This window comes from Flavobacterium sp. (assembly GCF_027484205.1).
Lineage (GTDB): Bacteria > Bacteroidota > Bacteroidia > Flavobacteriales > Flavobacteriaceae > Flavobacterium.
In genome coordinates, this window is sequence record NZ_JAIXUB010000015.1 from 241,943 (window position 1) to 265,329 (window position 23,387).

The following is a 23,387-nucleotide window of genomic DNA, read 5'->3' on the forward strand; positions in this document are numbered from 1 at the left end:
CCTTAATAAATTATGAACATTACCATTAAAAAAGCCAGCCTAAGAGGAAGCCTATTCCTAAGCTACGACTTCGAGCAACAAGATGCCGATGTCAAAAACCTAATCAAAACAAGTTCGGATGCTCCAATCCACGATGACCTTAGAAACGCTTATCGTAGACTAATACCTCACTTCGCTTTTATCTGTGAAGAAGTAAAGGATGAAGAACTAGTTAGAAAAGCAATCGAAAATCCTGACGCCTATCTATACGATAGAGAAGTAGCTTCTGATGATACTTTCTTCAAGTTCCGAGTTGCTGAGTTCTCAATAGAAGAGAAGAAAGGATTTGAGTATTTACACCTTTTCGGATGTAAATCATTAGCAACTTTTCAAGAAGTATGCTTCTCATCGCCAAAGATTCATATGGAAGACACAAAATATCCTTTCAGAAACGAACTTGCTAAAAATATTGAAGATTTAAAGGCTGAGGTTCTAGCATACATGCAAGGAAAACAAGCTCCAAAAACTCAACTAGAAATGTTCGAAGGAGAAGAAGAGGAAGAAACTCCAGCTCCAACAAAGAAAACTAAAAAAGCAAAAGCAGAATCCGCTTTTCAAGAAGCTGAGTAAAATTTTTTAATCACACCGAGCAAATGCAAATCATAGAACATCCAACAAAGTTTCACGTAAAAGTCGAGTATAATCGCTTTCGTGTGAATAATCAAAACCTCCTCAAATCTATTGGAGCGCAATTTGATTGGACATCTAAGTCGTGGATAGTTCCATTATCACGCAGAACAGAATTAGAAGTTATTCAGCAAAAGACAAGAGCTGAATGGATTGTTATTGGACAGGAAACCCCGATGGTTATCGGGGAAATTCCACCAATGCCTGACCTAAATTTTGAACTCGATATAGTAAATCGTGAAAATGGTTTCGCACCACGTCCTTATCAATTGCAAGGAGTTGCTAGAGGTTTAGAACTAAAGAAATTTATCAATGGAGACGAGCAAGGTCTTGGTAAAACTCTTCAATCAATTGCAACTATTTATTCAGCGAATAAATTCAATAACGAAACCTCTTTTCCTTGTTTAGTTATTTGTCCAGCATCAACCAAAATTAATTGGCAACGTGAATGGGAAATGTGGACAGGTAAAAAAGCAATGATTTTAGAAGATAAAATCAAAAACACCTGGCACCGATTCCATGAAGTAGCAAAGATTGATATCTTCATTGTTAACTATGAAAGTTTGAAAAAGTATTTCGTTAAAGAAATGCCAACTAAAAAAGCTTTTAAGTCTAGCGATATCCTACTTGATGATAGAGCAAAGCTTTTTAATTCAATCATAATAGATGAAATCCACCGATGCAAAGATGCAACTACTCAGCAAACTAAAATCGCTTTACGTATTGCTCAAGGTAAAATGTATCGAATAGGTTTAACGGGAACAATGGTTGTAAACAAACCTATCGATGCACTTCCTCAATTAGCAATTATCGGAGCTCTCAAAGATGCTAAGTATTTTAAGCAACGCTATTGCGAGGGAGGCAAAGGAGCATCCAATCTCAAGGAACTGAATTTCATGCTTTATAAACATTGTTACTTCAGACGTGAAAAAAAAGATGTAGCCAAAGATTTACCTGAAAAACAACGTCAAACAATCTTATGTGATATCACAAATCGAGCTGAGTACAACAAAGCTAAAAATGACTTTGTGAAATGGCTTGAGGATAATGGAGCTGACGATGAAGAAATCAGAAGAAAACTTCGTGGCGAGATCATGGTTCGTATGGGAGCTTTAAAGCAACTTTCTGCTAAAGGCAAAATCAATAAGGTAAAAGAATTCATCAATGAGGTTATGGAAGCTGGAGAGAAGTTAATCATCTTTCATAACCTACACGAGATTGGAGATCAGATAAGAGAATTATTTCCAGGTGCGGTATCTGTTAATGGAAGAATGTCATCTGAAGAAAAGCAAAAAGCAATTGATGGATTCCAAAACAACCCTGATATCAAATTGATTGTATGTAACATTAAAGCTGCAGGAGTAGGTATTACGCTTACTGCATCGAGTAGAGTTGCATTTATTGAATATCCTTGGACTTATGCTGATTGTGCTCAGTGTGAAGATAGAGCGCATCGTATTGGTCAAAAGAACAATGTTATGTGTACATACTTCCTAGGGCAAAATACTATTGACGAGGAAATGTATCAGATGATTCAAGACAAACGCCATATAGGTAACACCATCACTGGTGCAACAGATAATATGGACATGGCATTTATTGATAATGTGATTAGCTTATTTAAGTGATGAGAAGAATATTATCAGAAACCGAAAAGATTTTAGTAGTTGATTTATTCAAACATTTAAAGGATAAAAGAATTTCAACTATAGCAAGAATTATTGGTGTTACTGATATTACTATTTCAAAAACAATAGATATCTATTACGATAGTGTACCAAAACAAACACATATTTATTTAGAAAGTAAAATCAACTATGAATTATATAGAGCTAATTAAAGCGTTCTGGCGTTCGCATGATGTAGAAACATATCCAACAAATGTAATTGCACTTTTCTTCTATCTAGCTGAAGTAAATAATAAAACATCTTGGTCCGTTTTGTTCAAGCGTAACAATTCTAAAATCTGTGCAGATTTAGGAATCAGTTATCCGACTTTAAATAATTCTCGTAATAGATTGAAACAATCAGGAATAATTGATTTTAAAACTCAAAATGGTAACGCAAATGTGACCTATACCTTTAAAAATTTTTTCAAGGTTACTGATGAGGTTACTAACGAGGTTACTGATGAGGTTAGCTCGAGGTTGTTTAAGAGTAAAGATAAACTAAAACCAAAACTAAAACTAAAACATATTTCTTCTGTCGCTGATGCTCCAGTGGAAAAAGAACCAACTAAGTTTTGGAGTTCATTTGTTGATATTTGGTTTAGACGTTATGATGAAGTTACAGGAGCTAAACCAACTTTTAACGGAGCAAATGCTAAAAGTTTAAAATCAATTATTCAACGATTGGAGAAATTGTATTACGATAAAAACCTACACGAGTGGGAAGAGGTAAAAGCTTTAATAACATTTAATAAGTTTTTAGACAATGCCTTGAAAGATGATTGGCTAAAAGCAAATTTCATTCTCACGCATCTTTCAGCAAAATTTGACATAATTGTAAATCAACCTAAAGCAGGAAATAAAAACATAAAACTTAAAGAAGACGGAAATTTAATATCAACAAACTAAAATGACAAAAGAAGTAAATCAACAGGAGTATTTAGTATTGACTAAAGAGCAATTCAAAGAAAAATATCCAACAATGTCAGATTCAGATATTGATTTTTATTTTCCTGAGAAAAAGATTTTAGACTTCAGTATTGATTTTGTTGGAGTTAGAAGATACGACCAACTAAAAGCAAAGATAAAAGAGTATAATAATTACAATGTAATTAATCCTGACAAACCAAAGAAGACTTTATCTGAATTTGAATTAAATCAAATTAAATCATTTGAAAGTAAAAGTCAACAGAATAAAGAACAAAACTTTAAAAACGAAGTAGATCATTGGGAAAAAATACACGGAGATAACAGCAAAAAATCATCTTACAACGATGGTTTACTTCCTGATAAGAAAACTATTTACAAAAACTTTTTAATTGCTTACAAGTTCTTAAATGGATTTGAGTTTGAAAGAACAGAAGAAAGTATAAAAAACATTGAGCCAATTATAAAATACTTTGCTTATGACACTACTTTTTTTGATTCTGAAAATTCTATAAAAGAAGTTGGAAACAAAAAACTTACTCCATCATTTAAAAAAGGTTTGCTTTTGATTGGTAATGTCGGTAATGGAAAAACATCAGTAATGAAAGCTATTCAGTTTATGTTTGATTATTATTTTGAAAAAGCTATATCTGAAAAATGGGACACTTCAGGAGATTGGAACAGGTTAAAATTCAAATTCAAAACATGTGAAAATTTAGTAACAGAGTATGAGTTTTTAAAATCAGGACAGGAAAAAGAAATATTCTATTCAAAATATTCTAAAGGAAACTTATTCCTTGACGATATGAAGAGAGAGAAAAACGCATCTAATTTCGGAATAACAAATGTTGTTCAGTCTATTTTAGAAAAAAGGTACAATAATCAAAAGCAATACTCAGAAGAGAAAATCAATAAAGTTAGAACTTTTGGAACAATGAACTTTCACGAGAACTATCCAAACAATATTGATTTTGCAATTCAAGAATGTGGCGTACGATATGGATCTCACATTTACGATAGGATATTTGAAATGTTTAACGTAGTAGAGTTTAAAGGAAAATCATTTAGAAAATAAAAATCAAATCAATGGAACAACAGAGAGCAAATAGAGGTCCATACATAGGTAGAAATAAACCTCAGGAAAAAAAATCGTGGTACGAGAGAAACCGAGAGCATGCACTTGCAAAGAATCGTGAGTGGCGTTTGAAGAAACAAATTGAGGAGCAAGAGATAAAGGCAAAGGTAATTGAGAATGAAAAGGGATTGATAAAACCTGAGGGACTAACCTTGTTTCAGATACTTGATATCTTGAGAAAGGATGTTCACCATTACTTGTGGGGAAAGTCAGTCATCTATTGGAATCAAACGGATTGGTATAAATTTAATCAACTGAAGTAATTATGAAAGTATTAAATAATAAAATAAAAAAAAACAAAGAAAAAATTGTAAAACTTCTAAATGAAAATATTGATTTAGAGTATAAATTATTGGTTAAAAGTATGAAAAAAACATACGACAAGGATGTTAATTTCGGAACAAAAAAAGAACCAAAAATAGAAAAAGTAACTTTTGGAATGTGGTATGAATATTTCAAAGATGAAGATAGACCTAAGGACAAACCAATTAGAATTGAAAGAAATATGCCTATTACAATTAATGGAATACCATCTAACCATTACAGGTTGTTAGCTTATTACAAACTTGAAGATATTTAATTATGAAAGCACTTTCAATCAAACAGCCATGGGCGAGTTTAATAGCTCACGGAATTAAGGATATAGAAAATAGAACTTGGAAAACTAATTTTCGAGGTAGGATTTATATTAATGCATCGGCAAAAATTGATAAAAATTTTCATAAGATTTTATCTGAAGAACAAAGAAATGTTTTAAGAGATACAAAAGAACCTTATGATATTACACATTTATCAGCAATCATTGGAGAAGTTGACATAGTAGATTGTGTTATCAATCATTCGAGTATTTGGGCGGAGAAAACGCCATTTGCACAATCAGGAAATCAAAGATTTTATCCTGATAAACCAATCTACAATTGGGTACTTGCTAATCCTGTTCTGTATGATAAACCAATTTTAAATGTTAAAGGAAAATTATCTTTTTGGGAAATTGATAAAAATGAGATTATCAAAAATGCTTATGGTAGATTTTACAATCCTCAACTACATCATTATTCAGTTAGTGGATGGACAGACCCAAATCATTATTCAGATGATGAATTTTATGAAATAATGCAAGAAATTGCAATGGAGTTTGGAGAACACAGATGCAGACCAAAATCATTGTCTAATATTTTTAAAGTTGATTTATAACTATGGCTTGGTCATTAAAAGATTTGAACGCCTTGAAGAACAAAGGTCTCAAAGTAGATGAGCAATTTCCCAATCATAAATCAAAGTTTAAGCAAGAAAAAATATCAGTCGAAAAAAACACCATCGAGTTAATTCTTAACCAGCTAATGCAAGATGGTAAGATTACAGAATATAGACGTGAACTTCGATTTGATGATGTTAGACAATTTCGTTTTGATTGGGCAATTCCTGAATTAATGTTGGCAATTGAGTACGAGGGAATATTCTCGGATAAGTCAGGACACACAACCATAAGCGGATATGTAAGCGACTGCACTAAGTACAATTTAGCTCAGTCAAAAGGTTGGAAAGTATTACGTTATACGGCTAAAAATTACTTAGAATTTCCTCAGGACATAGAGCATTTTTTAAGTAAACTGTAATAAAATATATTACCAATGCTAACAAGTAAAAGAGAACAAAATCAAAGAAACAAACACATTGTAAGTTGTTTAAGAAAGTTTGGATTCAATGATATTAAAACTGATAAACTAGGATGGGTACTATATCCAAATGAATTATTAGATGTAGAAGAAATTGAATTTATATCCAAAAATGAAAAGGTTTCTCAAAACTCAATTGAAGTTGGAAGAGGTCTTAATAATGTTTGGACTTATGGTATTAGTTATTGTACTGGTGGAGCTGGCGGTTCAGGAAGTGCTTCAATATTTGGAGAGACTTGTAAAACTAGGAATGAAGCCATTATCAAAGCGTTACAAAAACTAATTGAAGCTCATCAGTACCAAGAGCAAAGATGTAAAGGCGACAGTTTAGGAAACTACATTGATTCCTATTCTCAGCAAATCAGAAAAGAAGTTTTAAATATATTATATGAAATCACAAATTGACAAATTAACCAAAGATGAGTTGATAGCTGAATATAAGCTAATCCTCCAAAAGCAATCCAAACTATCTCGTAAGCTTCGTGACCAAATCGAAAGCCGAATAGCAACAATGCACAAAAACGGCAAAGTAAAAATAGAAGAACTAAAAATTATTAACAATCAAATTTAATTACACATGAGCACACAAAATGCAAAACTAGAAGTAATTTCAATCGATAAGATTGAACTAGGAAACACAAACCCAAGAAAGTCATTTGACCCAAAGGCATTGAAAGAATTAGCCGAGAGCATCAAAGAGCACGGAATACTCCAACCTATTCTCGTAAGACCATACGTTGATGAGAAAAGTAATTGGCAAGATTATCAACTCGTATGTGGAGAACGTCGTTATCGTGCTGCTCTTCAAGCTGGACTTGAAGAAATCCCTTGCAACGTTAGAGTTCTTACAGATGAAGAAGCTTTCGAGTTGCAGATCATCGAGAACCTCGAGCGTAAAGATGTACACCCACTTGATGAAGCGGACGCCTTTAAGCAAATGCTAGATAGTGGAAAGTATACCATTTTGGATATCGCAGTTAAGATGGCAAAGTCTGAGAGCTTCATCGCTCAACGTTTAAAGTTAGTTGATTTGATAGATGAGGTTAGAGCTGATTTCTTAGCTGGACACTTAGGAATTGGACACGCCATCTTAATAGCTCGATGTGATGCTATTAAGCAAATGGATATCTACGAGGAAGCAAAACCTTGGGGAGGTGAAGACCCTGACTATGGAACAATATCAGAATTAAAAGGAACTATTGAGAATGATAGTTATTTGATTTCAGATGCTAAGTTCGATACAGAAGATACTGAATTAGTGAAAGGATGTGGAGCGTGTTCTGTTTGTCTTAAACGTTCAGGAGTTAATCCTGTTTTGTTTGAAGATATGGCAGAGGATAGATGTTTTGACGAGAAATGCTTTGATGCTAAAGAGGAAGCTTTCATCATTAAGGAAGTGGGTAAGATTATTAACAATGGAGATAATGTTGTTTTGGTTAATGGATGGGGTCATCCTGATGAAATGATTTACCAAATGTGTGAGCAATTTAAAGTTAGATTGTATGAACGTTATGAGTGGAGATTATCAAAAGATGATGAACCATATGAAAATGAAGTAGAAACTCCTTTCAATGCATTTTGTGTTAATGGAGAGTTCAAAGGAACTTACGCAAATGTTTATCTGAAGAAAGTATGTTTTCAAGAAGCTCCAAAAGAAAACGCACTTCCATCTCCAACTTCAGGTAAACCACAAAGCAACGAGGAATTAGAGTTGAGAGCTGAGTTTGCTAAGATTGAGCAAAGACAAAAGCGAGCTCTTGAGTTGGACGATGAGAAAGTTTGGGAAGGAATTAGAAATATAGATACTTCAGCTATCAAATCAAATGTATCTGACTTACTAATTTCCGAAAGAAATGCGCTTTGCTTCGCAATGATGGAAAAATTAGGGTACTACTCAAAAAGAGAATTATATGATTTACTAGATAAAGAGTTTGATGTTGAGTTTGCTCAAGAGAAAGTTTTTTCTGAAGAAGATTATAATAGAATTGTAAGAGCTTTCATTTTAGATGTATTACCTAACTCTTTCGGAACAGCAAAAAGTTGTCCTGATCACGTGGCTTATGAAGCAGTAATAAATTATTATTTCCAAGCTCAAGTTGACACAATAAAAAACGAACAGGAAATCATTGCTGACAAACGTATTGCAAATGCTGAGAAGAAAAAATCGGATATCCTTGCAAAGCTTGAAAAGTTGGTGCCAGTGGAAGAAATCGAAACTAAAGCAGAGGAAGTTCTTCCATCTGAAGATAAACCATTCAAACAACCATTCAAAAACGAGGTAAAGACTTTTGAAAAGGTAAGTAAAAAATATGCTTTAAACAATTCTTATTTCAAAAACACACCGCCAACTTATCCAAGAAATCCCCTTGAAGTTGCTATGTATGCAGAACAACACAATGAGCTTCCTTTTAACATGGAATTAGAAAGCAATCCAAACTGGTTGTATTATACCTACATTGAGTATCAAAAACGAAATAACGTTTATCATTCTCAATTCTTCACACCTCCAGCAACTGCTATAAGAATGGCAGAAATATCAGAAAGTAATTTCACTAAAGACCCGTACGTACTTGATGCATGTTGTGGATTTGGAATGCTATCGAAAGAAGTTAGAGAAAAAGGGTATATAGTTAAAGGTTTTGATTTCTCAGCTGACATGGTAGATTTATTTAACTTCACAATTGATGGTATTGCAGAACAATTGAATTATGAAGAGGACAGCATCGAACAATGTTATGATAACATTATCGCTAATCCTCCTTATGAATTGCCAAAATTAACAAAGTTCCTAGAGGTTATTTATGATGTTCTTACTGAAAAAGGTGTCGCAGTACTATTAATACCAAAAGGATTTATTGATAAAGACAAGCCAAAAGCTTTGGTAAGTATTTTAGATAAATACATCGTTTTGGATAGAGAAGATATGTCAGAAGACTTTGGACATACTAAAGTTAAAGCAGAAATAGTGGTTTTAAACAAAAAGTAAAAACCTAGTAAAATCAATACTTGAGTCTCTACTCTTCACACGGTGGAGACCAAGTTTAAAATCAATTATTCCATAAATCGGTAATAATCGAAAATATTACCGAAATACGTAATAATCAAATGAAAACACCTTTTTACAAATACCACTACGGAAAGTGAATAATCGCAGGATACATTAACGAATAACGATAATCTTATGACAATAAAAACAAATGTTCCAAAACCTGATTTTTTTTATAAACTAGAAAAATTTGGAAAACTAAATCTTTTCATTAAAGAAGATAAAGAATTAGAAATATTGATAACTGATGGATTTTCTATTCAAGCAACCAATACATTAGATTGTTTGGAGGTTTGCAGAGAGATAGCAAAAGATTATCCATATATAAAAAAATGGATTACAGAAGAAAATAAATTTCATTTGATATTAACAAAGCAAGAAGAAAAATAAAATCACCAGTAATAAATTTTATTACTATATTTGAATCTCTCTAAGTGAGAAAACCATTTTTTATAATGAAAACAAGAATGTTCATTATTGCGCTAATCGGGATGATTTGCTCAACATCGTTTGCAAGTACTCAAATGATGGAACAGAAACAAAAAGCAACAACCTTTGTAGTAGAACAGAACTACTTTGACGTTGTATCAGTACAACCAATCGATTTAACTTCAATCCAATTTGAAGCAACAATCACAAATAGCTATCAAGCTAAAACGGAACTTGATGTACCTAAAGAGGTAGTTGATTCTTTAACTAAAATTGTTTTAGAATTTGAACGAACAGGAAAAGTTCCAGAGTGTAATGAATGCAGAGCAACTTGTCACATTGTTACAAGGACAATAGATGATAATTGTATTATTTATCATTTTAGATGTGAGTCTGGAAATAATTACTATGCTGTCTATACATTAGGTCAAGTGCATGTCTCGGAAATGTTTGGTTATTCTCACGGTGTTACATTACTCCCGCCACATTACCCCTGTAGAGATTAAAAAAAACCAAAATAGAAAAGCTTCTCAAATAGGGAAGCTTTTTTTATTTCCTCAATTTTAAAAATAATCTTCTAGTAATAAAATTTATTACCTTTGCTATATCAATCACTTACAACATGGAAAAAGAGCAAAGCAAAAAAACACCTAAGAAACCTCAATCAAAAACCACCACACCTAAAAAGCCAAGAGTATATAATACTGCTAATCTTAAAAAAGGAAATCCAGCTCCAAAAGGTAATCAATGGTGGAGACTTAGAACCAAACACGGAAGAGATAAGATATTCACAACTCCTGAAATACTTATGGAATCTGCAATTGAATACTTTGAAGCAACAGACCAAAGAAAATGGAATAAAACCGATTTCAGAGGTAAAGATGCAACAAAGGTTTTAATACCAACAGACACACCTTACACAATGTCAGGACTTACTTTATTCTTAGGTGTAAACGAACATTACTTTAATGACTTTAAAGATTCTTTAAAGGATAAAGAGGATTCAATATCAAAAGGCTTTTCCGATGTCATACGCACGATAGAGCAAATTATTTATACTCAGAAGTATGAGGGAGCTGTTGTTGGAGCATTCAGTTCAAATATCATTGCAAGGGATTTAGGATTGGTAGATAAGAAAGAGATAGAGAATAAGAACATCAAACCGATTGAATTTACAATTATTGGTAAAAAAAACTTAAATCAAGAAAGTCAATAATAGTAGGGTTTGAGTTAACATTGTCCACCGATGAAACAAAAAAATTAATACAAGGATCAAATTTAATAACAGAGCAAAAATGAAAAAATTAACTAAAAGAGATTTGTTTTTGAAATACAACATAAATGAATCACATTCAGTTTGGGACAACAACATCGACAACTGGTTTTCAGTCGAGGTTTACAGATTAATGCACAAAGGACAATTACCAAATGAAAATGATAAATCAATTGTTTATGTGTTAGACTTCTTAGATAGATGTAGTAAGTGCGATTTAGAAATAATGAATAGTAAAAATTTCGGTAGTCTATATCTAACTGCAAAAAGAATGGTATTTTCTTTTTCCGATATAATCGTAAAAGAAGTGAATGATTTATTAACTAATCCAATTGCGATTGTAACAGACAAAACTCAAAACTTTAAAGAGTACATCAAAGAAAACCATTTCAACAAAGATTATTATAGGCACATTTATACAGAAGAGCAATGTTTCGGAATGAAGTTTACAAATGTGATATTGCTGCATTGCTCGGATAGAAGCTTAGGTTATAAGCTAGAGAATTGCGCTAGAACTAGAATGATTTAAACACTAACATTATGCCACAATTAGAGATATACAGAAACAATGCTTTAGTAGAAATAAAAAAATGTGAAAATCTTACTGAAGCTAGAAAGCTCAAAAATGAATTCATTTCTCAACTCAAATCACTAGGAGCTAAACAACTATCAAAGCAATCAGAATTCTTCTTTACACAAAGAAAAAAGATATAATAAATGGAACTGTTAGAACATCAAGCAAGTTTTATTCTTAGCGATGCCGTGCATACTGGTTTAGTTGGTGGTTATCGTAGTGGTAAATCTATGGCAGGTGTTATTAAAACAATTATTAAAAAATTAAAATACCCTAAAATAGATGTAGCCTACTACCTCCCTACTTATGGACTAGTTAGAGATATTGCCTATCCAAAGTTTGCAGAGATAATGGATAAATTCGGATTGTCTTATGTTCTTAATAAATCCGACCATGAGTTTATAACACCATACGGAAAAATAATCATGCGCTCACTTGATAATCCTGATACTATTGTAGGTTATGAAGTAGGTTATAGCTGTATTGATGAAGCGGATATACTTTCAATACCTCACATGAATGATGCTTTTACAAAAGTGGTTGCAAGACTTTCAATTCCTCTTCCTGATGAAAAGGCAAATTCGTTGGACTTTGTGTCAACTCCTGAGGGTTTTAAGTTTCTTTATGATTTTTTCGTAAAAAAACCACACAAAAACAAGGTATTAATTAAAGCATTGACAAAAAACAATCCATTTATTTCAAATTCATATATCGAGACTTTGATGATGAGTTACACGCCTCAGCAATTGGAAGCTTATCTTAATGGAGAATTTGTAAATTTAACCTCAGGAAATGTATATCATAGGTTTGACAGAATTAGAAATCATTCTGCTAGAACTATCCAACAAAACGATGTACTGCATATTGGAATGGACTTCAATGTCGAGAAAATGAATGCAGTCATTCACGTGGTAGATGAAAAGGAAATTACATGGAGAATGTATAATGAATTTGGAGAGGATAATGTTATTATAAAAACCGTTAGAATAAAAACAGCAGTTGATGAAATAGTAAACGCTTATGATACTGCAGATATTATTAAATTGATTAAAGATAAATATCACGGGTATAGAATAATTATTTATCCTGATTCTAGTGGTGATTATAGAAAATCAAGTAGTAGTAAATCGGACATTGACTTATTGAAAGGAGCAGGCTTTGTGGTCCGCAAGTTGTCTAAGAATCCATTTGTAAAAGATAGGGTTAACGCAGTTAATCTCGGGTTTTTAGATACGGCTGGTAATATAATTTATTACGTGAATACAGATTATTGCGCAAATTATACTGAAGCTTTGGAGCGACAAACCTACAAGAATGGAGAACCTGACAAGTCAAGCGGATTTGACCACATCACAGAAGCTGGTGGATATTTTGTCTATTACGATTCAAAACCAACAAACACATGGGGAAGTTCAAGTTCAATATAACAATGTTAGAATATTCCTTACTCAATGAAGAGGATAAGGATTTGGTAGATTACACTGTTAAGAACTTTATCAAATCGAATAAAATTCTAAGAGTTAAGAAGTTCTTTAGACAAATTGATTTACAACCAAAGGTTAATACTCTTTGGGAATTGTCTTGGGAGGATTTACTTCTTCTAAGAAGCGCAATAAGTAAAAGCGATATCGATTCTATTTTCAATATTGTTTATGAATTGAAGCCTGAGCAAATGAAATCTTTAGAGGTATTCAACGTGTTTGCTTCTTTCAATTGGATAAGTGATGAACTAAAAGCGATATCTAATGCTGAGATGGAAAGATTGCATAGTGAGTTAACAAACGAAGAAAAGGAAGCAGGAGCTGAGGAGTTAATAGATTACGGATATTATTCAACATTAAAAGCGATGTGTCCCGATTTATTAAAACATAATGAATATTTAAAACTATCATACTCAATTGTTTTCCGAGATATGGCACACACGAAATTGATTAATAAAATTAATAAAAAGTATAATGAAATCATTGCACATAAAAATAAACCAAAGCGTAAATAGTTACAATGCACCATCTCCAGCAGAACCATTGTTTCATTATACGTACGGGAAAGACCATTGGCAAAACTTGTGCGATCATGAGAAAGATGGTCAACTTCCATTTGAGGAAAGAAATAAGTATTTTAAATTACTTTGGGTAGATGAAGAACCAACGTTCAATCAATACTCAGCTATTGAAACTATCAAATACGATGGAGAGCTTTTGATTCTTGCAAGTTCTAAGATATCAGATGCGACTTATCAATATAAGTTTGAAACTCATATCGAAAACCTCAAAGCATTAGCTTATGATTTTCAGGAAAAATTGTCAAGTGATTGTGATGGATGGCTTATTAAAGCTTGGAGAATAGTTGAAGTGGAGAATATTTATGATAACAATCTTGATGGTGTGAAAGTAAGATTTACAATTCAGAATAAGGCATGACAAATGAGGAGCAATTATATATGAAATATTTGGAAAGGCTTCGTTTGAAACTTATAGCAAAGTATGTGGAGTTAGGACTTCGAGCTTTAGGAAAATATGAAAAGGAACTTGAAGCTTTTGCAGGTCCAAATAAATTGATAATGTACGGAGCTTTTCATTCTGAGTATATGGAACACGGAAGAGAGCCAGGGAAATTTCCACCTCGAGAAGTTATATCAGAGTGGATTGATACAAAGCAAGGTTTACCATCAATATTCAGAGAAAAGAAAAACCAATTCATTTTCTTAATAAGTAGAAAAATTGCTGAGGAAGGTATCAAGGTGCCGAATGAGTTTAACAAAGGTGCGGTTGTGAGTTCAGTTGTTGATGACTTCTTAGCAAATGATATTGAAGAAATGTTAAACGAATTGGGAGTTATCTATTTAAGAAGAATAAAATCAGATGTAGTACAAATTTTAAGAGCAGCGTAATGACAACAAGAAAAAACAAAATCAAAAGAATAGTAATTGCATACTCAATCCTTTGGGTAGCTTTCTCGGTTATCTATAATTTAATATCATTAATCAAATGGCTATAGTATTTACAAAAGATATCGCACAGGATAAATTATTGATGGCATATAATAACAATGTTATCAAGTTTTATTCTAGTAGTACAACAACTCCTTTGAAAGCAACAATTTCAGGTTTTGGTATTAATGCTGTTTTATATCCACACCCTAATGGAAGCTTTATGTTCAATCTTAAAGATTATATAATTGCAGTGATCAATACAAAAAACTTTGTTGATGATTTAGTTACTGATATTGACCCGTTAGACATTGAGACATTTCATTATGATGTTACCAATGGTTGTTATAAACAAGATACTTTACAAATTACAATAGAGTTTATAGATGCAACAACAGAAAGCGCATCAAGAGAATTACATTTCATTACTGGAGTAGAGAATTTAGAAAGTTACAAGCGCAATGAAATACTTTTTGTCTCAAATCCATTAAGTATTTTGTCTCCTGTTGAAGATAGAGCCAACAACACTGCTAAGTTATTTTATTTCGACGGATATCCTTTTGAGTTTAGTTTTTACATAACAACTCCTAATATTCCATTGAAGTTTATAAACACAACTAACGGACTTGATGCGACTATTACACCAACTGCAAAAGTGAATAGCTTGTTTATTTCAGATGGAGATACTTCAATTTCATTAGAGGACTTTCTTCCTCTTGTCGCTGGAACAAATAAAATTCTTTTTGAACTTGATGACGAACCTCAAGACTTGAATTTGTTTATTGATAAAAAAGAAGCATCATGTGGCGTATACATTAAATTCTTAAATCAATACGGGCGTTGGAACTATTGGTTGTTTAGTGACAAGCATTTTAGAAATAGAACCACAAAATCAGGTTCTGAAATAAATAATGATTTTAATAATTTGGAAGATACTATTTCTCCAACATTGATCACTTCAAAAACATCAACAGACTCTTTAAAGATTGCTTATGAGAGAATTCCAAAAGAAGATAAAATAATACTGGATAGTATTTCTGAATCAATAAAGATTTTAATGTTTACAGGAGAAAGGTTTTCAAAATCAAATCCTAATGATTGGATGGAAGTTCAATTGAAAACTCAATCGTTTCAATTGTATGATCACAACAAAGAATTATACAATTTCTATTTCGATTTGCAATTACCTGACAGATACACATTGACATTATGAGTTACATCATTTACATAAACGGGAATGAGATAGAGGAAATCGATTCAAAAGCCATTGCTATCAATATTCAGAATAACGACTTAGCAAGATTAGACAATCGCCAATCTAATTTCATGCACAAAATCACAGCTCCATTGACAGCTAAAAATATTCGTGCTATGAAAAATGTTTATTTAGTAGGTAACCAAAGTAATGTGCCATATCAGATTAATAGATTTGATTTGATAGATGGAGACACAGGTAAGCACATTATTTACAATGGTATTGCTATTGTTTCAATGAGTAACAAAAAAGGATATGAGATACATGCTTATAGTGGTATTTTAGAATTTTTTAAAGCCATTGAAAACAAAACCTTAACAGATTGCGGAATTTCGGAACTGAATCATTTGAAGAATCTTTCAACAATCATAAATAGTTGGGAAGATACACAGCCATACAAGTACATAATTGCTGACTATAATGGAAAAGTACTTACTGATGACGGGATGCTTAATGCAGATTATTTAGTTCCTAGCGCACGTTATAGTTACCTATGGCAAAAAGTTCATGAGTTTGCAGGTTTCACTTATAGTGGTTTAGTTTTTGAAAGCGAAAAGTTTTTGAATTGGTACATGACTTTTCCAAAGCCAGTTCCAACTGAAGAACCGAATTACATAAACCAAACAATTCAGAACTCGGTTAATATTGTAACTCCATACTATAATGAGGGAATGTTGTTTCCTTTTATTATAAACCCATTTCCAACACCATATACAAATACTGAATCAAATAACATAGGTAATCCAACAGGAACAATAAACATAACACAGACAGGAGCTTTTTCTTTTAGATGTTATGGTAATGTTACAGTACCTGGAATCGGTTTAATTACACAATTGCATTATCAATCATTAGATGCTATGGGTAATCTCATTGAAGAGGGAGACTTTAATCCTACTATTGATTTGCGAGTAATTGTGAATTGTGAAGCTGGTGGAAAGTTAATGATAATTAATTACTCACTTGGATTTGGTTCTTATGCAGCATTACCATCAGGAACTTTAGAAACTACTTTAGATTTGATTGAGGGATATACTGCATCTTTTGATGAAGCATTAATTGATTTTCCTATAAAGGATTTTGTAAATGAATTGATGCAGCACTTTGCACTTACTCCATTTAAAGACAAATATTCAAACCACATTGTTTATAAAAGCCTTGACGAGATTCTTCAAGGAACAGATATAATTGATGTGAGCGATTACTTTGTTTCTAAAGAGAATGAGAAGTACATCTTAGGAAATTACGGAAAAAAAAATAATTATAAATATCGTTACAACAACGATAATGAAACTCATAACGATGGTTTTATAACTATCAATAATGAAAATCTAAAAGATGAGGTTACAATTCTTTCATCAAAATTATACTCTCCTGAGAAAAGAAAATCAATGGTTTTGGGATTAGAAATGAATGTTTATAAAATTTGGGAGAAAGAGATTAAAGACGATATGTCTATTGATTACAAAGACTTATCAGGTAGGTATTACGGATTAAGAAGTGAAGATAAAAATTTTATTTCCTTACAAAACATAAAATCAGAAGCTTTGAATGTGAGTGATACATTTACGATTGCTCCAATAGAAAATTTTTACAGATTAAAACTTCAACAGGTAATCTATGATAATTATAATAGTATTGAAAGTTTACTTGATAAAGCAAAAGTCAAGGAGATAATGCTTGATATTCCTTTAGTTAAATTAGAAGAACTTCCTCTTGACAAACTTATTTATGTTAGTCAAGAAGCATCTTATTATTTTGTAAATAGAATAATCAATGCAGTTAAAAATCAACCTGTAAAGTTTGAAGTCTTTGAAGTGGATTACTTTAAAGAAATTCCAGTTCCTGAACCTATTGAATACTATATAGATTTGGGGTCAATATCAGTTACAGGTTGTCAAGTAACATTTAATATTGATACTAATTTACCACAACCAACGGAAGTATTTATACAACCTTACTCTTTATCTCCTGATGGACTTGGAGGTTTTTATTTTGCGCCTGTTGGAGAACCTATATCAGCAACGTTGAATTCAAATCAAGTTATTCACAATTTTACTGAAATTCCTCCTAGTTGGTCATCATATAAATTTATGATTTTCTACAATGGAAGTTCAGTATTTGAGCAAATAAACACGTCTTTATCTGATGTAGTTCCTGTGTCGACTTCTTGTTATGTGTCAACAGCTCCAAACCCTACATTGAGCACTATTCAAATTACAAATATCAGTAGAGTTCTTTTAGGTGGAAATGTTAGAAAAATAACCTTAACATACGAAAGTGATTTGTCAGACACATATATGGCCTTAACATTATCTGCGTCAGGATTTACATATACGCCTCCAGTAACTAATATGTTTTCAACTCAAAATGGAACATTTGAAATTGAATTACCTCATTTGTTCTATGGTTCAATAAATGTGTATCAATTACAATTATCAGCTTTAAGTATAACATCAAACATAGTAACAAGTGATTATTAACAAAAGAAATAAAAAACCCAAAATCAGTTTTGGTTTAGGAAAATCAGAAGCAACAATAAATGTTTGCCAAGAGATTTTCTTTTGGCAAACTGAGATTATAAAAGATAACTCATCGTTAAGAGCTTTGCACGATACAGGAATTACTATAACTAAAATAAATAATAGTAAATTCAAAATTAATGCAACCGCAACAGGTGTTTATAAAATAACTATTTCCAACGGAAAAAGAAACGGTAACTCAATTAAACTAACAGTAGTATAATGGAAAAAGCGAAATTACTAGACCTAGACTTAGGTACCGATGCTGTAATACAAAAGTCTGTTGATTTGAAAAATCAATTGAACTCTTTGCGTGATAGTCTTGATAAATTAAAAAAAGCAGAAGGCGACAACACTGTTGAAATTGTAAAACAAGAAGCTGCTTTAAAGAAAGTAACAACTGAATATAACAACAATCAAAAAGTTGTTCAAACTTTAATTACACAAAGAGGAAAAGCTATTCCGGTGCAAGAAAAAGCAAACCTACTTTTGAATGAAGAAATCACTTCAATGGGTAGAGCTAAGACTTCAATAACTGAAATAACAAAGTTGAGAGATCAACTTGATTTATCCATAAAAGAAGAAGCAAGTTTATATGAAAAATTAAACGAAAAGCTAAATGATAATAATGATTTTATGAAAGCCAATGGTTCTGAGCGTGAGAAAAACATTCTGAACATTGGTAATTATCGTGAATCAATTGTCGGAGCTATTCAAGATACAGGATTGATGACTGGAGAGCTACAAACCTTGAACGCAGTTACAACAGCTTTATCATTACCATTCAAGGAATTGAAAAAGGATTTCTCCTCAGCTTTTAGTTTGATAAAAAATGCTGCATCAGAAACTGAGGGATTGACAAATGCACAAAAAGCTCAAACTATTGCCACTAATATAGGAACAGGAGCAATGAGAATTTTTACACTTGCTTTGGCTGCTACAGGTATTGGTTTAATCATTGCTGCCGTTGCTTTGTTGATTGGATATTTTAAAACCTTTGATCCTTTGATTGATGCAATCGAGCAAGGAATGGCAGGCTTAGGCGCTGCGGTTCGTGTTGTTCAACAAATCATTGTTGACTTTGTTTCTTCAATTGAATCTGTTGGAGATTTAATGAGTAAAATTGGAGCGTTCATTGAGGACCCAATTGGAAGTTTAGAGAAAGTAGCAGACAAAATGGAAAAGGCTGCCGTATCTGCTGCTAACTTAAAAGCTGCACAACAAGATTTAGCAGACCAACAAGCAATCCAGTCCTTAGCTAACAAGAAACAAGAAGCAGAAATTGCTCGTTTAATTCTTCAATCAAAAAACAGAGCGTTATCTGAAGAAGATAGGATAGCATTACTGAAGAAAGCAGAAGCACTCAATCAAGATAATTTCAAGAAGAATGAAGCTTTAGCAAATCAAGAATATGCTAACGCAATTGAGAATGCAAGAATTAAAGGAGCTTTAACTGAACAGGAGATTGCTAACTTACAAAAGGTTGGCATTGCTTATGCTTATAAACTTTTGAACATTGGTAAAATTACTCAAGAGGAAGTTGATATTTTAACTAAAGCTGAGGAGGCAAAATTAGACATCTACAACAGAGCCACCGCTGAAGAAGAAAAAATCATAAATCGTCAAAACGCACTAGCAGAAAAAGCTCAAGCGGAAGCTGAAGCAAGAGCAAAAAAAGCAGAGGAGGCGAGAAAGAAAGCTTTAGATAATGCGGCAAAATTAGCAAAGGCAGAACTAGACTTATTTCTTTCCTCTCAAGGTATTAAAGCAAAATCATTAGAGCAAGAGATAGCCATTGCTGAAAAAGTTCGCGACCAAAAACTTAAGATTGCAAAAGCGGAATTCAACGCATCTGAAAAAACCAAGGCCGATGAATTAAAATTACTAACAGATCAGAATAATATTCGTGATGAGTTTCTAAGAAAACAAGTTGAAGCAGTTGTAAAGAATTATGAATATGAACTAATTGCTTTTATAGATGCTAATAAATCTAAAATTGATTCTCAAAAATTCTTTAATGAGTTATCACTTCAGCAAGAACAGAACCGTTTAGATTTATTACTTGAGAAACAATTACAATATGAAGCTTTACGATTAGAGCAAGGAGTAATAAACGAGCAAGAATATCAATTAGCAATTAAGAAAGTTCAGGATGATATCCAAACTCAAAAGGATGAAGCTGTCCAAATGAGGAAAGATGCTGAAACTGAGAAACAAGCTATTGATTTGGAAAACCAAAGAGCATATGAGGATTTAGTTTTTCAAGATAATTTGGCCATACAACAACAAAGGTTGGAGCAAGAGCGTTTACAGAAAATAGCTGAAGTTGATAAAACAGGAGCTGATATTGAAAAGATTAATAAACGATATAAAGCTGCATCTGAAAAATTAGACAGAGAAGCAAATATTGCAAAGATTTCAAACACTCAAAATACTATTGGAGAAATAGGTCAATTGACTTCTGCTTTTTTTGGAGAAAACAAAGAACTATCTGCTGCATTAGCTTCAGTTGATATGTTCCTTGCTATTCAAAAAGCTTATCTTTCTCAATTAATACCTGGAGACCCAACATCGATTGCAAGAGCAACGGCTGCTGCATTTAAAGCTGGAGCATTTGGATTAGCAAATGTTATAAAAGTTTCAGGTGTTAAGTTAGCAAGTGGAGGAAGAGTTTTTGGACCAGGAACTGGAACTTCTGATTCTATTCCAGCAATGTTGTCAAATGGTGAAACTGTTATTAATGCTGAATCAAGTAATAAATGGGCTGGTCTATTGTCTGCTATAAATGTAGATGGGGGAGGCAAGGCTTTTGCTTCAGGAGGAATGGCGACAACTTTTGGAGTGTCACAATCACTAGGAAATGCAATTGGCATTGATTATGATTTATTGGCTGTTAAGATTGCGGATGCAAATAGAAGTTTGCCTACTCCTGTTTTACCATTAACGGATTTTCATTCAGCTAACAATAGTTATATAGAAGTAATTTCAGGAGCAAATAGTTAAGATATGAGCAAAGCAAAAGATATAATAAACGGATGGACTAACTATCTTATTGGGAATGATAAGGTAGTTTTAGAAGAGGCAAAAAGGAGAGCTGATATATGTTCTAATTGTCCAAAAGCTACTCATGGAATGCATACGGCTGTACTTCCTGATTTTGAAATCAAGCAAATACAAGGTCATTATTGTGGAGAGTGTTTGTGTCCATTATCTCCAGCAGTTAGAAGTAAAAACTATCAATGCCCTTTAGATAAATGGTAATAAAATTTATTACTATATTTGTAACATGTTGTACACTAAACTTAAACATTTGCAAAAAGAAATCAAGGAACTTACGTTACTTGGTGTTGTTGATGCATCGTGGTTAAGAAATATTAGAATAGTTGAAAAGTTTTTTGAACTAAGAAGTCAAGGAGTTTGTATTTATTGCTGTTGGGAATTTATAGCAATTGAAGAAAGTATATCAGCTAGTAGTGTACGAAAGATAATAGCAAAGCTTACAACAGAAAAATAAAGCCACTCATAATGGGTGGCTTTATTCATTTATTTTCTTATCCCATTGATGCCAAGATTTTTCTAAATCTTCTTCAGTGATTAATGTTTCAGAAATTACATTTCCATCAACATCGAAAACTCTCATAGTACATTCGTTAAATTGCATCATATCTTATTTATTATATGCTGATTTTATTTTTTGCTCAGCGATGAATTCCTCTTTAGTCATAATTTTATCAATCGGAACTCCTGAGCTATTGTGGATATTCTTTTGCATCCATTCCAAATATTCCTCATATTGTTTGTTGTTTAGGTCAACTCTCTTTTGAGCTAAAATATAAGGATTCTCATTTTCCTTAATCTGTTTACGATTGATTTTTCTATAAGCATGATTGTATAACGACATACATAACTTCCACCATAGGTAGCAAGCTAGCACTCCAAACAATATTAAAATTCCGTAAACAATTATCATAATACAAAGATAATAAAATGTCAAATCTTGTGGACATTTATTTTTTTGATAACAACATACATTTGTAGTAATAAAATTTATTACTGAGATGAGTTCAAAATATTTCAAATCTTTGCCAAACTTCAGTTCGACAGCTCTTAATGTTGACAGAGAAAATGGCATCCTAAAAAATACTTGCGTTGCTAATTTCGGAGACAACAAAAATGATTCTTACTTCGATGAGGTTTTCATTCAGCAACTTTTAAAAGCTGGTAATGAAACTGAGGGAGGTATCAAATCACGTTTCGGACATCCAAACGCTTGTGCAACTTCTTTTGGAACTTACATCGGACGTTACAGAAACTTTTCAATAAAAAACGGAAATCTTTTTGCAGACCTTTTCCTTGACCCAGTTACCAAAACATTAGAGGTTGAAGGCAAAGGAATGAAAATGTTTGATTACATAATGACAATGGCTGAGAATAACTCAGATATGTTTGGAAATTCAATTCATATCTACTCTGATGTATACGAAAAGCCTATTGATGGAGAAATTAAGTACTTACATAATTTGAAGAAATTCAAAGCCGTTGACTTAGTTGATGACCCAGCAGCAACTGACTCTCTTTTCTCTAACAACTCCCTTGATTTTGGAGTGATAATGACTGACTTTCTTGATGACAACCCTGAGATTTTTGATGTTGTCACCAAACAACCACAAATCCTAGAGGACTTCTTCGAGAGATATGAAAATTATTCTAAACGTAAATCTTTAAACACTTTTAATATGAACATTTTTGAAAAACTTTCAAAAAAGTTTAGCGGAAATAGTGGTAGTAAATTCGATATCGAGCTGACCCTTGCGGATGGTTCAATCGTTACTGTCAAGACTGACGCTGAACAACCACAAGTTGGCGATGAGGTAGTAGATGCTGAGGGAAATCCTGTTGCAGATGCTACACACGTAGACAAAGATGGCGGTAGTATTACCACTGTAGGTGGAAAAATCACTGAGCTTGCTGAGGCAACTCCTCCAGCTGACCCACCAGCAGAACCAACAATGCAAGAAGTAATGCAAGCTGTTACAAATGTTGGTAAACAATTCTCTGATATGAAAAAGCTTTTTGAATCAAACCAAAAAGTAACAGAATCAGCACTTGAATTATTGGGAGACCAATTTCAAGACCTTAAAACTACAACAGAATTGAAGTTGAAAAACGTCGGTTCTAAATACGATGTACCTGCTGGAGAAAATCCACCACCAGCTGGAGGAAAAGAATCTGCTTACGACCCTGAAAAGGCTAAGGAAATCAGAGAAAATAGAAAAAAATAATTTTTT

General features: G+C 32.6%; 30 protein-coding genes. 28 read left to right on the plus strand and 2 right to left on the minus strand.

What is annotated here, in order from left to right; all coding sequences use genetic code 11:
• Positions 1-12 precede the first annotated feature (12 nt).
• From Q0049_RS07160 to Q0049_RS07290, 27 genes are all read left to right on the plus strand, one after another.
• A complete protein-coding gene (locus Q0049_RS07160) occupies positions 13-609 on the plus strand; it encodes a hypothetical protein (protein ID WP_298118071.1) in 597 nt (198 codons plus the stop codon).
• A 23-nt stretch (positions 610-632) separates the two neighbouring features.
• A complete protein-coding gene (locus tag Q0049_RS07165; protein WP_298118073.1) occupies positions 633-2,294 on the plus strand; it encodes a DEAD/DEAH box helicase in 1,662 nt (553 codons plus the stop codon).
• Positions 2,294-2,506 carry a hypothetical protein gene (locus tag Q0049_RS07170; RefSeq protein ID WP_298118074.1) on the plus strand — a complete coding sequence of 71 codons (213 nt, stop codon included), beginning with the start codon at positions 2,294-2,296 and terminating at the stop codon, positions 2,504-2,506. Before Q0049_RS07165 ends, Q0049_RS07170 begins: the two co-directional genes overlap by 1 nt.
• Complete coding sequence (locus Q0049_RS07175) at positions 2,484-3,242, plus strand: hypothetical protein (RefSeq protein WP_298118076.1); 759 nt, start codon at positions 2,484-2,486, stop codon at positions 3,240-3,242. The genes Q0049_RS07170 and Q0049_RS07175 overlap by 23 nt, the downstream gene beginning before the upstream one ends.
• A gap of 1 nt (position 3,243) precedes the next feature.
• Positions 3,244-4,335 carry a hypothetical protein gene (locus Q0049_RS07180; RefSeq protein ID WP_298118078.1) on the plus strand — a complete coding sequence of 364 codons (1,092 nt, stop codon included), beginning with the start codon at positions 3,244-3,246 and terminating at the stop codon, positions 4,333-4,335.
• 11 nt (positions 4,336-4,346) lie between these two features.
• The gene (locus Q0049_RS07185; protein WP_298118080.1) at positions 4,347-4,658 is read left to right on the plus strand and encodes a hypothetical protein; all 312 of its coding nucleotides are present in this window, start codon (positions 4,347-4,349) and stop codon (positions 4,656-4,658) included.
• A gap of 2 nt (positions 4,659-4,660) precedes the next feature.
• Positions 4,661-4,975, plus strand: a complete 315-nt coding sequence (locus Q0049_RS07190; RefSeq protein ID WP_298118082.1) for a hypothetical protein — start codon at positions 4,661-4,663, stop codon at positions 4,973-4,975.
• A 2-nt stretch (positions 4,976-4,977) separates the two neighbouring features.
• Complete coding sequence (locus Q0049_RS07195; protein WP_298118084.1) at positions 4,978-5,589, plus strand: ASCH domain-containing protein; 612 nt, start codon at positions 4,978-4,980, stop codon at positions 5,587-5,589.
• A gap of 2 nt (positions 5,590-5,591) precedes the next feature.
• A complete protein-coding gene (locus Q0049_RS07200) occupies positions 5,592-6,011 on the plus strand; it encodes a hypothetical protein (protein WP_298118086.1) in 420 nt (139 codons plus the stop codon).
• Between the two features lie 15 nt (positions 6,012-6,026).
• A complete protein-coding gene (locus Q0049_RS07205; protein WP_298118088.1) occupies positions 6,027-6,476 on the plus strand; it encodes a hypothetical protein in 450 nt (149 codons plus the stop codon).
• Entirely contained in the window at positions 6,460-6,642 is a 183-nt protein-coding gene (locus tag Q0049_RS07210) for a hypothetical protein (protein WP_298118090.1), read from the plus strand. The genes Q0049_RS07205 and Q0049_RS07210 overlap by 17 nt, the downstream gene beginning before the upstream one ends.
• Before the next feature lie 6 nt (positions 6,643-6,648).
• Complete coding sequence (locus Q0049_RS07215; RefSeq protein WP_298118092.1) at positions 6,649-9,057, plus strand: ParB/RepB/Spo0J family partition protein; 2,409 nt, start codon at positions 6,649-6,651, stop codon at positions 9,055-9,057.
• Between the two features lie 195 nt (positions 9,058-9,252).
• Positions 9,253-9,507: a hypothetical protein gene (locus tag Q0049_RS07220; protein ID WP_298118094.1), complete on the plus strand. Its 255-nt coding sequence runs from the start codon at positions 9,253-9,255 to the stop codon at positions 9,505-9,507.
• Between the two features lie 101 nt (positions 9,508-9,608).
• Positions 9,609-10,052 carry a hypothetical protein gene (locus Q0049_RS07225; RefSeq protein WP_298118096.1) on the plus strand — a complete coding sequence of 148 codons (444 nt, stop codon included), beginning with the start codon at positions 9,609-9,611 and terminating at the stop codon, positions 10,050-10,052.
• 116 nt (positions 10,053-10,168) lie between these two features.
• A complete protein-coding gene (locus Q0049_RS07230; protein ID WP_298118098.1) occupies positions 10,169-10,762 on the plus strand; it encodes a terminase small subunit in 594 nt (197 codons plus the stop codon).
• Between the two features lie 79 nt (positions 10,763-10,841).
• Positions 10,842-11,348, plus strand: a complete 507-nt coding sequence (locus tag Q0049_RS07235; protein WP_298118100.1) for a hypothetical protein — start codon at positions 10,842-10,844, stop codon at positions 11,346-11,348.
• An 11-nt stretch (positions 11,349-11,359) separates the two neighbouring features.
• Positions 11,360-11,533 (plus strand): hypothetical protein, encoded by a 174-nt coding sequence (locus tag Q0049_RS07240; RefSeq protein WP_298118102.1) that lies wholly within the window; start codon positions 11,360-11,362, stop codon positions 11,531-11,533.
• A 3-nt stretch (positions 11,534-11,536) separates the two neighbouring features.
• Positions 11,537-12,820, plus strand: coding sequence for a terminase family protein (locus Q0049_RS07245; protein WP_298118104.1), 1,284 nt, complete (start codon positions 11,537-11,539; stop codon positions 12,818-12,820).
• Positions 12,796-13,389, plus strand: coding sequence for a hypothetical protein (locus tag Q0049_RS07250; RefSeq protein WP_298118106.1), 594 nt, complete (start codon positions 12,796-12,798; stop codon positions 13,387-13,389). Before Q0049_RS07245 ends, Q0049_RS07250 begins: the two co-directional genes overlap by 25 nt.
• On the plus strand, positions 13,349-13,813 hold the full coding sequence (locus Q0049_RS07255) for a hypothetical protein (RefSeq protein ID WP_298118108.1): 465 nt from the start codon (positions 13,349-13,351) through the stop codon (positions 13,811-13,813). The genes Q0049_RS07250 and Q0049_RS07255 overlap by 41 nt, the downstream gene beginning before the upstream one ends.
• Positions 13,814-13,857: 44 nt before the next feature.
• Positions 13,858-14,283 carry a hypothetical protein gene (locus tag Q0049_RS07260; protein ID WP_298118109.1) on the plus strand — a complete coding sequence of 142 codons (426 nt, stop codon included), beginning with the start codon at positions 13,858-13,860 and terminating at the stop codon, positions 14,281-14,283.
• Positions 14,284-14,380: 97 nt separating this feature from the next.
• Entirely contained in the window at positions 14,381-15,535 is a 1,155-nt protein-coding gene (locus Q0049_RS07265; RefSeq protein WP_298118110.1) for a hypothetical protein, read from the plus strand.
• The gene (locus Q0049_RS07270) at positions 15,532-18,060 is read left to right on the plus strand and encodes a hypothetical protein (RefSeq protein ID WP_298118112.1); all 2,529 of its coding nucleotides are present in this window, start codon (positions 15,532-15,534) and stop codon (positions 18,058-18,060) included. Before Q0049_RS07265 ends, Q0049_RS07270 begins: the two co-directional genes overlap by 4 nt.
• Positions 18,050-18,322, plus strand: coding sequence for a hypothetical protein (locus Q0049_RS07275; RefSeq protein ID WP_298118114.1), 273 nt, complete (start codon positions 18,050-18,052; stop codon positions 18,320-18,322). Before Q0049_RS07270 ends, Q0049_RS07275 begins: the two co-directional genes overlap by 11 nt.
• Positions 18,322-21,102 (plus strand): hypothetical protein, encoded by a 2,781-nt coding sequence (locus Q0049_RS07280; RefSeq protein ID WP_298118116.1) that lies wholly within the window; start codon positions 18,322-18,324, stop codon positions 21,100-21,102. The genes Q0049_RS07275 and Q0049_RS07280 overlap by 1 nt, the downstream gene beginning before the upstream one ends.
• Before the next feature lie 3 nt (positions 21,103-21,105).
• Complete coding sequence (locus Q0049_RS07285) at positions 21,106-21,360, plus strand: hypothetical protein (RefSeq protein ID WP_298118118.1); 255 nt, start codon at positions 21,106-21,108, stop codon at positions 21,358-21,360.
• 49 nt (positions 21,361-21,409) lie between these two features.
• Positions 21,410-21,613: a hypothetical protein gene (locus tag Q0049_RS07290; RefSeq protein ID WP_298118120.1), complete on the plus strand. Its 204-nt coding sequence runs from the start codon at positions 21,410-21,412 to the stop codon at positions 21,611-21,613.
• Positions 21,614-21,634: 21 nt separating this feature from the next.
• On the opposite strand, the gene Q0049_RS07295 is transcribed toward Q0049_RS07290, so the two are convergent.
• A complete protein-coding gene (locus tag Q0049_RS07295; RefSeq protein ID WP_298118122.1) occupies positions 21,635-21,763 on the minus strand; it encodes a hypothetical protein in 129 nt (42 codons plus the stop codon).
• Positions 21,764-21,766: 3 nt separating this feature from the next.
• A complete protein-coding gene (locus tag Q0049_RS07300) occupies positions 21,767-22,000 on the minus strand; it encodes a hypothetical protein (RefSeq protein ID WP_298118124.1) in 234 nt (77 codons plus the stop codon).
• 157 nt (positions 22,001-22,157) lie between these two features.
• Between Q0049_RS07300 and Q0049_RS07305 the strand changes: the two genes are divergently transcribed.
• Positions 22,158-23,381, plus strand: coding sequence for a hypothetical protein (locus tag Q0049_RS07305; RefSeq protein ID WP_298118126.1), 1,224 nt, complete (start codon positions 22,158-22,160; stop codon positions 23,379-23,381).
• The last annotated feature ends 6 nt before the right edge of the window (positions 23,382-23,387 follow it).

What these genes read in the sequence shown, in the direction of transcription:
- Q0049_RS07160 (WP_298118071.1), top strand. Translation starts at nt 13, where the DNA reads ATGAACATTACCATTAAAAAAGCCAGCCTAAGAGGAAGCCTATTCCTA.
- Q0049_RS07165 (WP_298118073.1), top strand. Translation starts at nt 633, where the DNA reads ATGCAAATCATAGAACATCCAACAAAGTTTCACGTAAAAGTCGAGTAT.
- Q0049_RS07170 (WP_298118074.1), top strand. Translation starts at nt 2,294, where the DNA reads ATGAGAAGAATATTATCAGAAACCGAAAAGATTTTAGTAGTTGATTTA.
- Q0049_RS07175 (WP_298118076.1), top strand. Translation starts at nt 2,484, where the DNA reads ATGAATTATATAGAGCTAATTAAAGCGTTCTGGCGTTCGCATGATGTA.
- Q0049_RS07180 (WP_298118078.1), top strand. Translation starts at nt 3,244, where the DNA reads ATGACAAAAGAAGTAAATCAACAGGAGTATTTAGTATTGACTAAAGAG.
- Q0049_RS07185 (WP_298118080.1), top strand. Translation starts at nt 4,347, where the DNA reads ATGGAACAACAGAGAGCAAATAGAGGTCCATACATAGGTAGAAATAAA.
- Q0049_RS07190 (WP_298118082.1), top strand. Translation starts at nt 4,661, where the DNA reads ATGAAAGTATTAAATAATAAAATAAAAAAAAACAAAGAAAAAATTGTA.
- Q0049_RS07195 (WP_298118084.1), top strand. Translation starts at nt 4,978, where the DNA reads ATGAAAGCACTTTCAATCAAACAGCCATGGGCGAGTTTAATAGCTCAC.
- Q0049_RS07200 (WP_298118086.1), top strand. Translation starts at nt 5,592, where the DNA reads ATGGCTTGGTCATTAAAAGATTTGAACGCCTTGAAGAACAAAGGTCTC.
- Q0049_RS07205 (WP_298118088.1), top strand. Translation starts at nt 6,027, where the DNA reads ATGCTAACAAGTAAAAGAGAACAAAATCAAAGAAACAAACACATTGTA.
- Q0049_RS07210 (WP_298118090.1), top strand. Translation starts at nt 6,460, where the DNA reads ATGAAATCACAAATTGACAAATTAACCAAAGATGAGTTGATAGCTGAA.
- Q0049_RS07215 (WP_298118092.1), top strand. Translation starts at nt 6,649, where the DNA reads ATGAGCACACAAAATGCAAAACTAGAAGTAATTTCAATCGATAAGATT.
- Q0049_RS07220 (WP_298118094.1), top strand. Translation starts at nt 9,253, where the DNA reads ATGACAATAAAAACAAATGTTCCAAAACCTGATTTTTTTTATAAACTA.
- Q0049_RS07225 (WP_298118096.1), top strand. Translation starts at nt 9,609, where the DNA reads ATGATTTGCTCAACATCGTTTGCAAGTACTCAAATGATGGAACAGAAA.
- Q0049_RS07230 (WP_298118098.1), top strand. Translation starts at nt 10,169, where the DNA reads ATGGAAAAAGAGCAAAGCAAAAAAACACCTAAGAAACCTCAATCAAAA.
- Q0049_RS07235 (WP_298118100.1), top strand. Translation starts at nt 10,842, where the DNA reads ATGAAAAAATTAACTAAAAGAGATTTGTTTTTGAAATACAACATAAAT.
- Q0049_RS07240 (WP_298118102.1), top strand. Translation starts at nt 11,360, where the DNA reads ATGCCACAATTAGAGATATACAGAAACAATGCTTTAGTAGAAATAAAA.
- Q0049_RS07245 (WP_298118104.1), top strand. Translation starts at nt 11,537, where the DNA reads ATGGAACTGTTAGAACATCAAGCAAGTTTTATTCTTAGCGATGCCGTG.
- Q0049_RS07250 (WP_298118106.1), top strand. Translation starts at nt 12,796, where the DNA reads ATGGGGAAGTTCAAGTTCAATATAACAATGTTAGAATATTCCTTACTC.
- Q0049_RS07255 (WP_298118108.1), top strand. Translation starts at nt 13,349, where the DNA reads ATGAAATCATTGCACATAAAAATAAACCAAAGCGTAAATAGTTACAAT.
- Q0049_RS07265 (WP_298118110.1), top strand. Translation starts at nt 14,381, where the DNA reads ATGGCTATAGTATTTACAAAAGATATCGCACAGGATAAATTATTGATG.
- Q0049_RS07270 (WP_298118112.1), top strand. Translation starts at nt 15,532, where the DNA reads ATGAGTTACATCATTTACATAAACGGGAATGAGATAGAGGAAATCGAT.
- Q0049_RS07280 (WP_298118116.1), top strand. Translation starts at nt 18,322, where the DNA reads ATGGAAAAAGCGAAATTACTAGACCTAGACTTAGGTACCGATGCTGTA.
- Q0049_RS07285 (WP_298118118.1), top strand. Translation starts at nt 21,106, where the DNA reads ATGAGCAAAGCAAAAGATATAATAAACGGATGGACTAACTATCTTATT.
- Q0049_RS07295 (WP_298118122.1), bottom strand. Translation starts at nt 21,763, where the DNA reads ATGATGCAATTTAACGAATGTACTATGAGAGTTTTCGATGTTGATGGA.
- Q0049_RS07300 (WP_298118124.1), bottom strand. Translation starts at nt 22,000, where the DNA reads ATGTCGTTATACAATCATGCTTATAGAAAAATCAATCGTAAACAGATT.
- Q0049_RS07305 (WP_298118126.1), top strand. Translation starts at nt 22,158, where the DNA reads ATGAGTTCAAAATATTTCAAATCTTTGCCAAACTTCAGTTCGACAGCT.